Origin of the sequence: Arenimonas malthae CC-JY-1, assembly GCF_000747075.1 — a bacterium.
Classification (GTDB): domain Bacteria; phylum Pseudomonadota; class Gammaproteobacteria; order Xanthomonadales; family Xanthomonadaceae; genus Arenimonas; species Arenimonas malthae.
In genome coordinates, this window is the sequence record NZ_AVCH01000143.1 from 1 (window position 1) to 14,031 (window position 14,031).

The following is a 14,031-nucleotide window of genomic DNA, read 5'->3' on the forward strand; positions in this document are numbered from 1 at the left end:
GAAGCGGCCGGCGGCGTCGAGCACGAACGGCGTGCGCCCGACGCCCTCGCCCACCAGCGGCTGCGCGCGCAGGGCGGCGGCGTCTTCCGGCGCCAGCGGCGGCAGCGCGGTGTCGCCGTGCAGCTCGGCCACTGCGGCGCGCGCGGCCAGCGTGGCCAGGGACTCACTGCCGCCGTGGCCCAGCACCCAGCGCGCCATCGCGCGGGCTAGGGCGCGTTCCGGCAGGCGACCCTCGATGTCGACGCGTGGCTGCAGGCGGTAGTCGATGTGACTCATGCCACCACCTCCACGCTCGCGAACACGGCATCGACCGCGCGCACCAACGCCGGGTCGAAGGCTTGCGTCCAGACGCCGGCGCCGGGCGCATGGCCGGCGGCGCGCACGAACAGGTAGATCGCCTCGCCCAGGTTCTTCTCGGGCGAGTATCCGGCCAGGCGCTGGCCGAGGTAGCGGTGCACGGCCACGGTGTAGAGCAGCGCCTGCAGGCGGTAGTGATGCTGGTCCATGGCCTGCACCAGCGCCGCGCCCTGGTAGTCGGCCAGGCGCTCGCCCAGCCAGTTGCCCTTGTAGTCGAGCACGTGCACGCGGCCGGCGTGCTCGAACACGAGGTCGATCTTGCCGGTCATCAGGCCGCGCAGTTCGCCAAAGGCCAGCGGCGGCACCAGGCCGGCCTCGCCGTGCGCGGCGCAGGCCTGGCGCAGGGCGTCGAGGCGCGCGCCGTCGAGCTTGAAGTGGAAGGCCATCTCGGCGCGCTGCGCGCTTTGCGCAACCTCGCCCAGGCGCAGGCCCGGCAGCAGCTCGGCCTGCAGGGCGGCATCGAGCTGCGCGGCCAATCGCGGCACCAGCGCCTCGAGCGGCTCGCCCGCGGCGCGCACGCCATGCTGCGCCAACTGGCGCGCGAGCAGCGCGGTCTGTTGCACCAGCGGCTTGCCGTGCGCGCGCGTCTCGAAGGCCAGGTGCACCGCGTTGCCGAAGGCCGGGCCGCGTACGGCCGCCAGCGCCAGCAGGGCCGGATGCGGGGCGTCGTCGATCTCGGTGATCGGTTCGGGCGCGAGCGCCGTGGACTCGTCGTCGGCCGGCGCTTCTTCCTCGGCGCTGCGGCGGGCGCCGCCGACCAGGGCCGTGAAGCTCAGGCGCTGGCGCAGGCGCGCGGGCGGCGGCATCGGCAGCGCCTCGCGCCCCGCGTCCTTTTCGTTGAAGCGTGGCAGCGGCGCGGCCCCGGCGGGCCAGCCCTCGAACCACTGCACGCAGGGCAGCGCCGGCGTGGCGGCCGGGACGCCAAGGCGCTCGAGCATCGCATCGAGCGGCGAGCGCTCGGGATCGGTGCGTGGCGCCGACGACTGCTTGCTCTGGGACCGGTCCGGCGGCAGCGCGTAGACGTGGCAGGCATGGATGGCGCGGGTGAGCGCGACGTAGAGCACGCGGAACCGCTCGTCCTGCGCCTCGTGCTTGGCCAGCTCGCGCGCGGCGGCGTCGAAGCGCGCCTCGCGGCCGGGTTGGCCGGCGGCGGGCAGCAGGTAAGGCGCGCCCTGGCGGTCGCTCCAGGCGTGGGCCCACATCAGCGGCAAGAACACGACGGGAAACTCCAGGCCTTTGGCGCGATGCAGGGTCATCAGCTGCACGCGGCGCGCGTCGGATTCGATGCGCAGTTGGCGCTCCTCGCTGTCGGGCGCATCGCCTTCCTCGTCCAGGCGCTGCCCGGCCAGCCAGGCCAGCAGTGCGTGCGGGCCCAGGCCGGCTTCGGCCTGCAGCTGCAGCAGCTCGCCCAGGTGCCGCAGGTCGGTGAGGTCGCGCTCGCCGCCGGCGTGCGCCAGCAAACGGGGGGCCGCCGCTTCGGCGAGGGCCATCACCACCGAGAGCACGCCCTCGCGCCGCCAGAGCGCGCGCAGCTGCTGCAGGCGCTCGCCGATGGCGTCGCCGGGGTCTTCGCCCGCGGCCAGCGCGGCCACCTGCGCCAGCGTGCCGCCCCACAGCCGCGTGAGCACGGCCGCGCGCAGCACGCCCTCGTCCTCGGGGCTGGCGAGGGCCTGCAGCAGCACCTGCAGCTCGAAGGCCCAGTCGGTGTCGAAGACGCTGGCGCGCGCGCCGCCGACGCAGGGCACGTTCAGGCGCAGCAGCTCGGCGCGCAGGGCGCTGATGTCGTTGTTGGTGGGCAGCAGCACGGCGATGTCGCCCGGTGCAAGACGCTCGCGAAGGATGTCCTTGCCGCGCTTGCGGTCGATCGTTTGCGCCGGGTCGGCCAGCAGCGCGGCGATGTGCGCGGCGCAGGCCTTCAGGGCGGCGCGCTTTCGCTCGGGCTGCGCTGCCGGCGGATCGAGCCACAGGTGCAGGGCCAGCGGTGCGGCCACGGGCAGGCCGCCTACGAGATACGGCGTTTCAGCCTGTCGGTTGCTGGCCTTGACCGCTTCGTAGCTGATGGCCTTGTCGCCGCGCGTGTTGAGCGGCTCGCCGGCCGCGGCGTACAGCCCGTTCACCGCCTCGACCAGGGCCGGCGAGGAGCGATGGTTGGTGTCGAGCGACAGCCGGTGGCCGGCGTGCTGGCGCGCACGCAGGTAGGCATGCACGTCGCCGCCGCGGAAGCCGTAGATGGCCTGCTTGGGGTCGCCGATCATCACCAGGCGCCCGCGCGGCTGGCCGGCGGCGTCGCGGTAGAGGCGATCGAGGATGCCGTATTGCTGGTCGTCGGTGTCCTGGAACTCGTCCACCAGGGCCACCGGCCAATCTTCGAACAGCGCGTCGGCCAGCGCCGGGCGCGTGGCCACGGCGGCGTGGGCCTGGCGGATCATCTCGTCGAAGGTGGTCTGCCCGCGCGCGGCCAGGCGCTGGTCGCGCCAGGCGGTGACGCGGGCGAGTTGTTCGATCCAGAAGCGCTGCTCGGCGACGTGGCGGCTGGCGAGCAAGCGCGGCACGGCCGTTCGCAGGGCCGCGAGCACCGGCAGCGCTGCGAAGGCACCGATGCGATCAGGCTTGACCTGTCCCTCGAGCTCCATCGCCAGCAGGGTCTCGAGGTTGTCGTCGCGGTTCTTCCAGGGCTGGCCGGCCAGGCCCTCGACCAGGCCGAGCAAGGCATTGCGGAGCTTGGCGTTCTTGCGCGTGAACCAGGTGGCGTCATCGGCGAGTTCGCGCAACGGCGGCAGCAGCATCGGCGCCACCTCGGCCATCACTTCCTCGTAGCTTTCGTCGCCCGCGACGATGCGCACGCCCGGCCGCAGCAGCGCGCGCAGCTTCGCGCTGAAGGTCGAAAGCTTCATGTCCGGGTCGCCGGCGCGCACCAGCGCGTCGTCGTCGGACTGGCGCAGCACGCGCCAGGCGTCGCGTGCGAGTTCATCGAGCAGCGCGGGGCCGGAAGTAGGCTCGGCCGGCTCGGTGCCGTGGCCGCTTTCGAGGGGGTGTTCGGCCAGGATGCCCTGGCACAGGCCGTGCAGCGTCCGGATGGGCGCGCGGTCGAAATCGGCCAGCGCCAGGCGCAGGCGGCGCAGGTCCTCGGCGTGGGTGGCGTCGTCGCCCTGCCAGCGCGCGAGCAGCCAGGCCTCGTCCCCCCCCTTCGCCGCCTCGGGCGTGGAGCGCTCGGCCGCCAGCGCCAGCGCCTGGTGCAAGCGCTGGCGCAGGCGCTCGCGCAGCTCCTGCGCGGCGGCGTCGGTGAAGGTGGTGACGACGATGCGTTCGACCGACAGCGGCTCGGCCGGCTCGAGCAGCAGCCGCCACCACAGCACGCCGATGGTCCAGGTCTTGCCGGTGCCGGCGCTGGCTTCGACCAGGGCGCGGCCGCCGGGGCCGAGCGGCAGGTCACGCCAGTGGGCGACGGTGACGGGGCCGGTCACGACGCGCCCTCCTCGTCGGGATCCATCGCCTGCTTCAGAGCGAGCCCGAGATCAGACAGCGCGACGCGCCAGCTTTCGTCTTCGTCGGGCTCGATGCCGCGGCCCAGCAGGCGCGTGTAGCCCGGCGCGTAGCGTCGCTCGCTCGGCCACGCGTCGTCGGCATCCTTGTCATTGGCCAGTACCCAGCTCGTGCGCGGGAAGTAAGGCCACGGATCGGTGGCCGGCCGAGCCGCCGCGGACAGCACGAAATGCAGTTTGCCTTCGAGCGTGGCGGCCATCGCTTCGCGCGTCGCCGCGTCGGCGGCGAGGAATCGTTCGTCCCAGGCCGCCAAGGCATCCTGCCAGGGCGTGGCCGCGAGCTTGCTACCCTTGCCAAGCTTGCCCACCAGCGCCAGCGCGCGCACGCGGCGCTCGCCATTCTCCGGCGCGAGCCGGCACAGCGCCCAGGTCAGGAACAGCGGCAGGCGCTGGCGGAAATCCAGCGCCGATTCCTTGTCCACGTTCGGGTAGATGCCGGTGGCGAACAGCCAGCCCTCGCGGCCGCGCACGTTGTCGAGCTCGCCGAGCAGCCGGAAGCCGGCCACCTCGCGCGCAATGGCCGGCTGCAGCAGCGACGCTAGCACGGGCTCCAGCAGCGGCCGCGCGTCATCGCGCTCGCGCGCCACGTCGACCAGGCCCCGCGCGGCTTCCAGTTCCGCCCTCCAGGCCTGGTCGCCAGACTCCCGCGGCGGCAGCACGCCGCCCAGCACAAGATGCTCGGGCGGCGGCCCGTCGAGTTTGAAGGACGGATTCGCCAGCGCCGCCTCGCACAGCGCGCGCGCCTGGCGGTCGAACACCTCCAGCTTCGCTTCCAGCGGCTCGTCGCCTGAGAGCCTGCGCTCGGCCAGCGCATCGAGGCGCACACCCAGTTCGTCGGCGAGCAGAGTGCGCGAGGGGTCGCGGCACCAGGCGAGCACGCGCTTGAGCGACAGCTCGCCGCCGCCGTGCCCGCCACCCGGCAGCGGCGTGAGCAGCGCGGGCGAATCCGGCGCACCGCCCACCATCGCCGCGAAGGCCGGATTGAAGCTGCGCAGGGCCGGATCGGTGCCGAAGTACGCCGCATCGAAGGGCTGCAGCGGATGGTCCACGCGCCAGGGCGGCGTTGCGCCGGTTCCCACGGCGCGCGGCAGCGCCGCCATCAGCTCGGCCAGCGGCGCGGCCGGGTTGCGCGGCGAACCGTCGCGCGCATCGAAACCCAGCCACGACAGGTGCAGTCGCTGGCGCGCGGCCATCACCGTTTCCAGGAACAGGTAGCGGTCGTCGCTGCGGGTGTCGCGATCGCCGAGGCGGCGCTGGCCTTCGCGACGGATCGGATCCAGGCCGGCATCCGGGTCCTGGCGCGGGTAGTCGCCTTCGTTCAGGCCGAGCACGGCGACGAATTCGAAGGGAATGGCGCGCTGCGGCACCATGCCGCACACCGTCATGCCGCCGGCCAGGAAACGCTGGCGCTCGGGCACGGCGGCCAGGCGCTCTTCGACCCAGGCGCGCACGATGGCGAAATCGAGCGGCGGATCGAGCCCAGCCTCGGCGGGCTCGGTGGCCAGCGCACGCAGCGCGGCGCGCAGCGTGTCGAGCGCATCGCGCGCAGCGTCATCGGCGGGGTCGGGCTGGAACAGCGCGTCGAGCAGTGACTCGAGCCGCGCGGCCCAGGCGCTGGCCGGGCGCGGTCGCGCTGCGTCGGCGCGCAGCTGGGCGATTTGCGCCAGCGCGTGGTCGAGCGCGCCCAGCATCGCGCCGGCACCGGCCACGCCGGGCACGGGCGCGATGCGCTCGCCGCCCACCTGCAGCACGCTGGCCGCGTCGTCCTCGCCGTGCACGTGGCTGGCCACGAGCCTGTCCATCGCCCACGACAGCGTGTGCTCTTCGATGCCCGGTACGCCCAGGGCCGCGCGCGCGGCCGGGTCGAAACCCCAGGCGGCACGGGCGCCGGCCAGCACCTGCTCCAGATGCATCAGGCCGTCTTCGTCCAGCCCGAGGCGGCGGGCGATGTCGGGCTGGGCCAACAGGTCGAGCAGCTCGGGCGCGGTGCCGCGCGAGACCACGAAGCCCAGCAGCTGGCGGAACGCCGCCAGCAGCGGCTGCGCGCGGCCGGTGGGTACGTCGGCCAGGTGGTAGGGCAGCGGCACGGAGGGATCGCCCGGCGCGCCGAACACCGCCGGCAATAGCGGCAGGTAGGCGCGGATGTCGGGCGCCATCACGACGATGTCGCCGGGCAAGAGCTGCGGATTGTCGCGGCGGGCCTGCAGCAGCGCGTCGCGCAGCGCCTCGAGCTCGCGCAGGCGGGTGTGGCAGGCGTGCACGCGCAGCGAGGCGTCGGCGCGGCGCGCGGCGTGCTCGCGAGGATCCGTGGCCAGCAGCGCGGGATCCAGCCGGCGCAGGCTTTCCTGGAGGCGTTCGAGCAGGTGCGACGGCTCGCGGTCGTGGTCCTGCTCGTCGCGGTAGTGGCGCATGTCGACGGCGGCGTCGAGCGCCTGCACCTGCAGCATGAAGTGCTGGCCCAGCCGGCCCCAGGCCGCCAGCAGCGGATGCACCTGGCCCAGGAAGGTGTCTTCGGCGCTGCGCGAGTGCGGGTCGGCGGCCAGTTCCAGCAGGCGCGCGCGCTCCGTCTTGAGTCCGCCCCAGAACTCGCGGCAGGGGTCGGGCACGTAGAAAACCACCGGCCGGTGCGCGGCCAGCGCGCGCAGCACGCGCAGTTCGGCCGGGGCGAGGTGGCTGAGGCCGAACACGTGCAGCGGCTCGCGAGCACCGATCTCGGGCTGGCCGCCGGTGAGCGCCTGCTCGAGCTCGGCCAGGCGCTCGCCGCGGTGCGGCAGGCCCACGGCCTCGCGCAGCGCGCGCCACAGGGCCGGGTGGAAGCCGGCCTGGTTGAAGGTGGGCCGGCCGCGGGCCCAGTCGCGCAGCCAGTCCGGGCGGTAGGCCATGTACTGCGAGTAGATGCGGGCCAGGCGGTCGGCCAGCTGGAAGCGGCGGCGGCCGCTGTCGTCACCCTCCAGCGCCGCGCGCAGGGTGGGGTCGCTGCTGGCCTCGAGCAGGGTGAACAGGCGCCAGCGCAGGTGCTCGCGGCGCCAGGCCGCGGGCGAGGTGGCGCCCTGCCCCAGCACCTGCCCGGCCAGGCGGTCGAGGAAGCCCGAAGGCAGCAGGATGTCGAGGTTAGCGACGATGCCGCCGGCGCCGCGCCGGGACGCCAGTGCACCGGCCAGCCACTGGCGCATCCCCGGGTGCGCGGCCACCACCGTCTGCGGCGCCAGCAGGCCGTCGGGGGGCTGCTGCACCAGCAAATGGTCGAGCGGCACCAGCAGCGCCTCCAGGCGGCTGGCCCGGAACACCGTGATCCCCTCGCTGGCGCGTTGTTTCCAGTCCCCGCTCATCCCGCACAGCCTAGCCGATGACGGGGGCAAGGCTGCCGTGAAGATGTCTCAGGCACCGAGACCGGCGCCCGGGCCGGCGCCCCGGTAGAATGGCGCCATGGACATCTTCAAATCCTTCACCCTCGAGGCCGCGCACCGGCTGCCGAACGTGCCGGAAGGCCACAAGTGCGCGCGCGTGCACGGGCACAGCTTCCGGGTCGAGCTGCATGTCTCGGGCGAGGTCGGCGAACGCACCGGCTGGGTGATGGACTTCGGCGACATCAAGGCCGCCTTCAAGCCGCTCTACGACCGGCTCGACCACTACTACCTCAACGACATTCCCGGCCTGGAAAACCCGACCAGCGAAAACCTCGCGATCTGGATCTGGGACCACCTCAAGCCGGCGCTGCCGCTGCTGAGCGCGGTGGTGGTGCACGAAACCTGCACCTCGGGCTGCCGGTACACCGGCCCGCGCTGAATCAACCGCCGCCGAGCTGGCGCAACACCCTTCGCAGGCTGGCCTGCACCTGGTTGCAGTCCAGGTGCGGGTCGCGCACGCAGGCGGTGATCACGCCGTCCACCAGGCAGCGCAGGGCCATGGTGCGGCAGCGCAGGGCCTCGTCGTCGAGCGCCTGGCCGCGCGATTCGGCGTCGCGGCGCACGATGGCGGCGAAGTCGGCCCAGATTTCCTTTTCCTGTTCCGACACCATGGCCGCCACCTCCGGGTCGCGGCTCGATTCGGCGCTGATCTCCAGGAACAGCGCCGGGTCGAAGATGTCGTCCTCGGCGTCGCCGCTGCGCCAGCGGCGCAGCTTGTCCATCAGCCGGTCGACCAGGTCCTCGAAGGTGGCGATGGCGCACAGGTCCTCGGTGCGGCGCGCGCGCTGCTCTTCGGTGATGGCCTGGATGATCGCCGCCTTGTTGGTGAAGTAGCGGTAGATCAGGCCCTGGCTCATGCCGGCTTCCCTGGCGATGGCCGACATGCCGGCGCCATGGAAACCCTCCTCGGAAAAGCACTTGCGCGCCGCCTCCAGGATGCGGGCGCGCTGCGCTTCCTGGCGCGCCCGCGCCTTGGTGCCACCGCCGGCCGGCATCGGGCTCACGCCTTCGCTCCCTGCCGGTAGAACAGGCGGCGCACCACCACGAAGAACAGCGGGATGAAGAAGATGCCCAGGAAGGTGCCGCTGAGCATGCCGCCGATGACGCCGGTGCCGATGGCGCGCTGCGCACCCGAACCGGCGCCGGTGGCCAGGGCCAGCGGCAGCACGCCGAAGCCGAAGGCGATCGAGGTCATCAGGATCGGCCGCAGGCGGTCGCGGATGGCCGCCAGCGTGGCGTCCACCAGCTCCATGCCCTTCTCGACGTTGGCCTTGGCGAATTCGATGATCAGCACCGCGTTTTTGCTCGACAGGCCCACCGTGGTGAGCATGCCCACCTGGAAGTACACGTCGCGCTCGAGCCCGCGCAGCCAGGTGAACAGCACCGTGCCCAGGATGCCCAGCGGCACCACCAGCAGCACCGAGGTCGGGATGGACCAGCTTTCGTACAGCGCCGCCAGGCACAGGAACACCACCAGCAGCGACAGCGCGTACAGCATCGGCACCTGCGCGTCGGCCACGCGTTCCTGGTAGGACGCGCCGCTCCACTCCAGGCCGAAGCCCGGCGGCAGCTGGGTGGCCAGGCGCTCCATCTCGGCCATGGCGTCGCCCGAGCTCACGCCCGGGGCTGGCATGCCGGTGACGTTCACCGCCGGCGCGCCGTTGTAACGCTCCAGGCGCGGCGAGCCGTATTCCCAGTGCCAGCTGGCGAAGGCCGAGAACGGCACCATCTCGCCGGCGTTGTTGCGCACGTACCAGAGATTGAAGTCCTCGGGCACCATGCGGTACGGCGCGTCGGCCTGCACGTACACGCGCTTCACGCGGCCGCGGTCGATGAAGTCGTCGATGTAGCGGCCGCCCCAGGCGACCGACAGCGTCGAGTTGATCTCCGCCACGGAAACGCCCAGCGCCGCGGCCTTTTCGTTGTCCACGTCGAGGCGGAACTGCGGCGTGTCTTCCTGGCCGTTCGGGCGCACCGCCATCAGCAGCGGGCTCTGGCCGGCGGCGCCCAGCAGCTGGTTGCGCGCGGCCATCAGCGCCTCGTGGCCCTGGCCCTGGTTGTCCTTGAGGTAGAGGTTGAAGCCGCCCGTGGTGCCGAGCTCGGTCACCGGCGGCGGCGCCAGCGCGAACACCATGGCGTCCTTGATCTGGCCGAAGGCGCCCATGGCGCGGCCGACCATGGCGTTGACGCTGGCTTCGGCGCTGGTGCGCTCGTCCCAGTCCTTGAGCTTCACGAACACCATGCCGTTGTTCTGGCCGCTGCCGGCGAAGCTGAAGCCCTGCACGGCGAAGGTGGATTCGATGTGCTCGGCTTCGTTCTGCAGGTAATGCGACTCCACCTGCTCCATCACCTTCTGCGTGCGCTCCTGGGTGGCGCCCACCGGCGTCTGCACGATGGTGAACAGCACGCCCTGGTCTTCATCGGGCAGGAAGGAGGACGGCACGCGCAGGTACAGGAAGCCCATCACCAGCGCCAGCAGCGCGTAGATGGCCAGGAAGCGGCCGCCGCGGCGCAGCATGCCGCCGACGATGCCCTGGTAGCGCGCGTTGCCGGCGTCGAACTTGCCGTTGAACCACTTGAAGAAGCCCTTCTCGCCGTGGTGCTCGCCCTTCTTCAGCGGCTTGAGCAGGGTGGCGCACAGGGCCGGCGTGAGGATGATCGCCACCAGCACCGACAGGCCCATGGCCGAGACGATGGTGGCGGTGAACTGGCGGTAGATGACGCCGGTGGAGCCGGTCAGGAAGCCCATCGGGATGAACACCGCCGCCAGCACCAGGCCGATGCCCACGAGCGCGCCGGTGATCTGGTCCATGGACTTGCGGGTGGCTTCGACGGGCGACAGGCCCTCCTCGCTCATCAGGCGCTCGACGTTCTCGACCACCACGATGGCGTCGTCCACCAGCAAGCCGATGGCCAGCACCATGGCGAACATGGTGAGCATGTTGATAGAGAAACCCAGCGCCAGCAGGATGCCCAGCGTGCCCAGCAGCACCACCGGCACCGCGATGGTGGGGATGAGCGTGGCACGGAAGTTCTGCAGGAACAGGAAGATCACCAGGAACACCAGCACCACGGCTTCGATCAGGGTCTTGACGACCTCGTTGATCGAGACGCGCACGAACGGCGTGGTGTCGAACGGGATCACCACCCTCAGGCCCGGCGGGAAGGTGGGCTTCATGCGTTCGATCAGCTCGGCCACGCCGTCGGCGGTGGAGAGCGCGTTGGCATTGGTGGCCAGCGAGATCGCCAGGCCCGAGGCCGGCTTGCCGTTGTAGCGGCTGATCACCGCGTAGCTTTCCGAACCCAGCTCGACCCGGGCCACGTCGCCCAGGCGCAGCACCGAACCGTCGGCGTTGCTGCGCACCACGATGGCGCGGAACTGTTCCGGCGTCTGCAGGCGGTCCTGCGCGGTGATGGTGGCGTTGATCTGCTGGCCGTCGATGGCCGGCGTGCCGCCGAGCTGGCCCACGGCCACCTGGGCGTTCTGGGCCTGGATGGCCGAGATCACGTCGGCCGGCGCGAGCTTGTAGGTGTTGAGCTTGCCCGGGTCGAGCCAGATGCGCATGGCGTACTTGCCGCCGAACACCTGCACGCTGCCCACGCCGGCGACGCGGCTGAGCGGGTCCACGACGTTCGCCGACACGTAGTCGGAGATGTCGTTGCGGTCCATCGAACCGTCCTCGGACACGAAGCCCAGCACCTGCAGGAAGCCCGAGCTGGCCTTGTTCACCGAGATGCCCTGCTGCTGCACGATCGGCGGCAGCAGCGCGGTGGCCAGCTGCAGCTTGTTCTGCACCTGCACCTGGGCGATGTCCGGGTCGGTGCCGGTCTTGAAGGTCAGCGTGACCGAGACCGAGCCGTTGGAATCACTGGTGGACGAGAGGTAGTCCAGGCCGTCGAGGCCGGTCATGGCCTGCTCGATGATCTGGGTCACCGAGTTCTCGGCGGCCTGCGCCGACGCGCCGGGGTAGCTGGCGTTGATCGTCACCGAGGGCGGCGCGATGGTCGGGTAGCGGGAAATGGGCAGCTGGGTCAGCGCGAGCGCGCCGGCCAGCATGATGATGATGGCGATCACCCACGCGAAGATGGGCCGATCAATGAAGAACCTTGCCATGGGGGGCTCCGGGGCTTATTCGGCGTCGCCGCCGGCTTCGGCCGGCGCGGACGGTTCCTGCGGGGCGGCGCCGGCTTCGACGGCCGTCGCGTTGCCACCCGGCTGCACCTTCTGCAGGCCTTCGATGATCACGCGGTCGCCCGCGGCCAGGCCGCCGTCGACCAGCCACTGGTCGCCGATGGTGCGGCTGGCCTGCACCACGCGCGCCTCGACCTTGCCTTCGGGCGTCACCACCATGGCGGTGGCGTTGCCCTTCGGGTCGCGGCTGATGCCCTGCTGCGGCGCGAGCACGCCGTCGGGGCGCGTGCCCAGCTCGACCACGGCGCGGACGTACATGCCCGGCAGCAGCAGGTTTTGCGGGTTGGGCACGCGCACGCGCAGGGCGTAGCTGCCGGTGGACGGGTCGACGGTGACGTCGGTGAATTCCAGGCGGCCGGGCTCGGCGTAGGGGCTGCCGTCCTCGAGCAGGATTTTCGCGGCCACGCCCTCGGCGGCCTCGACCTTGCCGGCTTCCATGTCGCGGCGCAGCTGCAGCAGCTCGCTGCTCGACTGGGCCAGGTCCACGTAGATCGGGTCGAGCTGCTGCACGGTCACCAGCGGCGCGTCCTGGTTCGCGGTGACCAGCGCGCCCTGGGTGACGCTGGACTTGCCGGCACGGCCGGAAATGGGCGCGACGATGCGGGTGTAACCCAGGTTGACCTCGGCCGACTGCAGCGCGGCCTGGTAGGCGGCCACGTCGGCCTGGGCCTCGGCGGCGGCGGCGATGGTGCGCTCGTGGTCCTGCTGGCTGACCAGCTTGGCGGCCACCAGCTCGGTGGAGCGCTCGGCGGCTAGGCGGGCCGAGGTGGCCGAGGCCTTCGCGCGCGCCAGGTTGGCGGCGGCGGCGTCGCGGGCGGCGCGGTAGCTGGCGTCGTCGAGCTGGTAGAGCACCTCGCCGGCCTTCACCAGGCTGCCTTCCTCGAACAGGCGCTGCTTGACGATGCCGGTGGCCTGGGGGCGCACCTCGGCCACCAGGAAGGGCACGGTGCGGCCGGCCAGTTCGCGGGTCAGCGGCACCGGCTGTGCCTTGAGCGTGACCACGGTGACTTCGGGGGTGGGCATGGCCGGCGGGGCGGCTTCGCCGCCGCAGGCGGCCAGCAGGGCGCCGGAGGCGCCGGCCAGGAACAGGTTGCGCCAGGAACGGGCGGGGAAGGACATGGGGATGCCTCGGTTCTTGAAAGGGGAAGTCGGGTCCGCGGCGCCATCGGGCGCCCCAGCGGGAAAAGAGTGAACGGTCATTCTAGGTTTGAATGCCCGACTGTCAAGCCAACTGATGACCTGTTTCGTGTCCTTCCCGGACTTTTCCCGCGGCGTGGTTCAGCCGCCGGCCAGATTCGCGGCCAGCGCCGCCGGGTCGCCGCCGGGGACGTGCGGCAGCAGCCCCAGGCAGGGCCCGGGCAGGTGGGTGCGCAGCAATTCGAGGTAGGCGGCCGCGTGCGGGCCGGGGGGTTCGATGGCGTTGCCGATCCAGCCGGCATAGCGGCAGCCGTCGGCTTCGATGGCCCGGGCGGTGAGCCGGGCATGGTTGAGGCAGCCCAGCCGCAGGCCCACCACCAGCACCACCGGCAGGCGCAGGGCCCGGGCCAGGTCGGCCTGTTCGATGCCGTCGGCCAGGGGCGCCAGCCAGCCGCCGGCACCCTCCACCAGCACCCGCCCACCGGCCTGCGCGGCCAGCGCGGCGTGGGCGGCCAGGATCGTGGGTAGGGCCACCCGCACGCCGGCCAGGGCCGCGGCGATCTGCGGCGCGGTCGGTTCGGGCAGGGCGTAGGGATTGACCAGCAGGTACTCGGGGCGCGGCTGGCTGGCGGCCTGCAGGGCCAGCGCGTCTTCGTTGCGCCAGCCCTGGGGCGTGCGCTCGCAGCCGCTGGCCACGGGCTTCATGCCCACGGCCGGGCGGCCGTCGCGGCGCATCGCGTGCAGCATGGCTGCACTGGCGAAGGTCTTGCCGACGCCGGTGTCGGTGCCGGTGACGAAACAGCCGTTGGGGAATTCGGGAAGGCCCTGGACCATGGCCGTCAGTTTACCCGCGGGTCGTCGCGCCGGGCGCTGCTAGACTCGGGGGCTCGTTCCAGGAGTCCGCATGTTCCAGTCCAGCACCCTTTCCGGCACCAAGGCCGAACAGTACGCCCAGCTGCTCGAGCAGGCCCGCGGCCTGATGCACGGCGAACGCGACCGCGTGGCCAACGCCGCCAACCTCTCCTCGCTGGTGTTCCATGCGCTGCCCGACCTGAACTGGGTGGGCTTCTACTTCTTCGACGGCAAGGAACTGGTGGTCGGCCCCTTCCAGGGCCACCCGGCCTGCGTGCGCATCGCGCTGGGCCGCGGCGTCTGCGGCACCGCCGCGCAGACGCGGGAAACCCAGCGCGTGCCCGACGTGGACGCCTTCCCGGGCCACATCCCCTGCGACTCGGCTTCGCGTTCGGAACTGGTGGTGCCACTGTACGCCGGCGAGCGCCTGGTGGGCGTGTTCGACCTCGACAGCCCCCGCCTCGACCGCTTCGACGCCGACGACCAGGCTGGCCTCGAAGCCATCGCGCATGCGTTCATCCAGACGTTGGACGCGGCCTGAAGC

Annotated in this window: 8 protein-coding genes and 1 pseudogene; 2 read left to right on the forward strand and 7 right to left on the reverse strand. The window is 72.1% G+C overall.

Annotation, left to right across the window (positions count from 1 at the left end; translation table 11 throughout):
* From N790_RS06110 to recC, 3 genes and pseudogenes are all read right to left on the reverse strand, one after another.
* A pseudogene (locus N790_RS06110) lies at positions 1-276 on the reverse strand (exodeoxyribonuclease V subunit alpha); the annotation flags it as partial.
* The gene (locus N790_RS06115; RefSeq protein ID WP_043802148.1) at positions 273-3,821 is read right to left on the reverse strand and encodes a UvrD-helicase domain-containing protein; all 3,549 of its coding nucleotides are present in this window, start codon (positions 3,819-3,821) and stop codon (positions 273-275) included. The gene N790_RS06115 and the pseudogene N790_RS06110, both read right to left, overlap by 4 nt.
* Entirely contained in the window at positions 3,818-7,228 is a 3,411-nt protein-coding gene (recC, locus tag N790_RS06120; protein ID WP_043802150.1) for an exodeoxyribonuclease V subunit gamma, read from the reverse strand. The genes N790_RS06115 and recC overlap by 4 nt, the downstream gene beginning before the upstream one ends.
* 97 nt (positions 7,229-7,325) lie before the next feature.
* Between recC and queD the strand changes: the two genes are divergently transcribed.
* A complete protein-coding gene (queD, locus tag N790_RS06125; RefSeq protein ID WP_043802152.1) occupies positions 7,326-7,685 on the forward strand; it encodes a 6-carboxytetrahydropterin synthase QueD in 360 nt (119 codons plus the stop codon).
* Between the two features lies 1 nt (position 7,686).
* Here the strand turns inward: queD and N790_RS06130 are convergent, their stop codons facing one another.
* The 4 genes from N790_RS06130 to bioD form a co-directional block, all read right to left on the reverse strand.
* On the reverse strand, positions 7,687-8,301 hold the full coding sequence (locus tag N790_RS06130; protein ID WP_052385733.1) for a TetR/AcrR family transcriptional regulator: 615 nt from the start codon (positions 8,299-8,301) through the stop codon (positions 7,687-7,689).
* A 5-nt stretch (positions 8,302-8,306) separates the two neighbouring features.
* Positions 8,307-11,420, reverse strand: a complete 3,114-nt coding sequence (locus tag N790_RS06135; RefSeq protein ID WP_043802155.1) for an efflux RND transporter permease subunit — start codon at positions 11,418-11,420, stop codon at positions 8,307-8,309.
* Between the two features lie 15 nt (positions 11,421-11,435).
* Positions 11,436-12,617 carry an efflux RND transporter periplasmic adaptor subunit gene (locus N790_RS06140; protein ID WP_052385734.1) on the reverse strand — a complete coding sequence of 394 codons (1,182 nt, stop codon included), beginning with the start codon at positions 12,615-12,617 and terminating at the stop codon, positions 11,436-11,438.
* Between the two features lie 159 nt (positions 12,618-12,776).
* Positions 12,777-13,469 carry a dethiobiotin synthase gene (bioD, locus tag N790_RS06145; RefSeq protein WP_052385735.1) on the reverse strand — a complete coding sequence of 231 codons (693 nt, stop codon included), beginning with the start codon at positions 13,467-13,469 and terminating at the stop codon, positions 12,777-12,779.
* Positions 13,470-13,539: 70 nt separating this feature from the next.
* Here bioD and N790_RS06150 point away from each other — a divergent pair, with 70 nt between their 5' ends.
* On the forward strand, positions 13,540-14,028 hold the full coding sequence (locus N790_RS06150) for a GAF domain-containing protein (protein ID WP_043802157.1): 489 nt from the start codon (positions 13,540-13,542) through the stop codon (positions 14,026-14,028).
* Positions 14,029-14,031 lie beyond the last annotated feature (3 nt).

Bases quoted from the DNA above. Each gene is read 5' to 3' on its own strand.
- N790_RS06150 (WP_043802157.1), top strand. From the start codon at position 13,540: ATGTTCCAGTCCAGCACCCTTTCCGGCACCAAGGCCGAACAGTACGCC.
- queD (WP_043802152.1), top strand. From the start codon at position 7,326: ATGGACATCTTCAAATCCTTCACCCTCGAGGCCGCGCACCGGCTGCCG.
- N790_RS06130 (WP_052385733.1), bottom strand. From the start codon at position 8,301: ATGCCGGCCGGCGGTGGCACCAAGGCGCGGGCGCGCCAGGAAGCGCAG.
- bioD (WP_052385735.1), bottom strand. From the start codon at position 13,469: ATGGTCCAGGGCCTTCCCGAATTCCCCAACGGCTGTTTCGTCACCGGC.
- N790_RS06135 (WP_043802155.1), bottom strand. From the start codon at position 11,420: ATGGCAAGGTTCTTCATTGATCGGCCCATCTTCGCGTGGGTGATCGCC.
- recC (WP_043802150.1), bottom strand. From the start codon at position 7,228: ATGAGCGGGGACTGGAAACAACGCGCCAGCGAGGGGATCACGGTGTTC.
- N790_RS06140 (WP_052385734.1), bottom strand. From the start codon at position 12,617: ATGTCCTTCCCCGCCCGTTCCTGGCGCAACCTGTTCCTGGCCGGCGCC.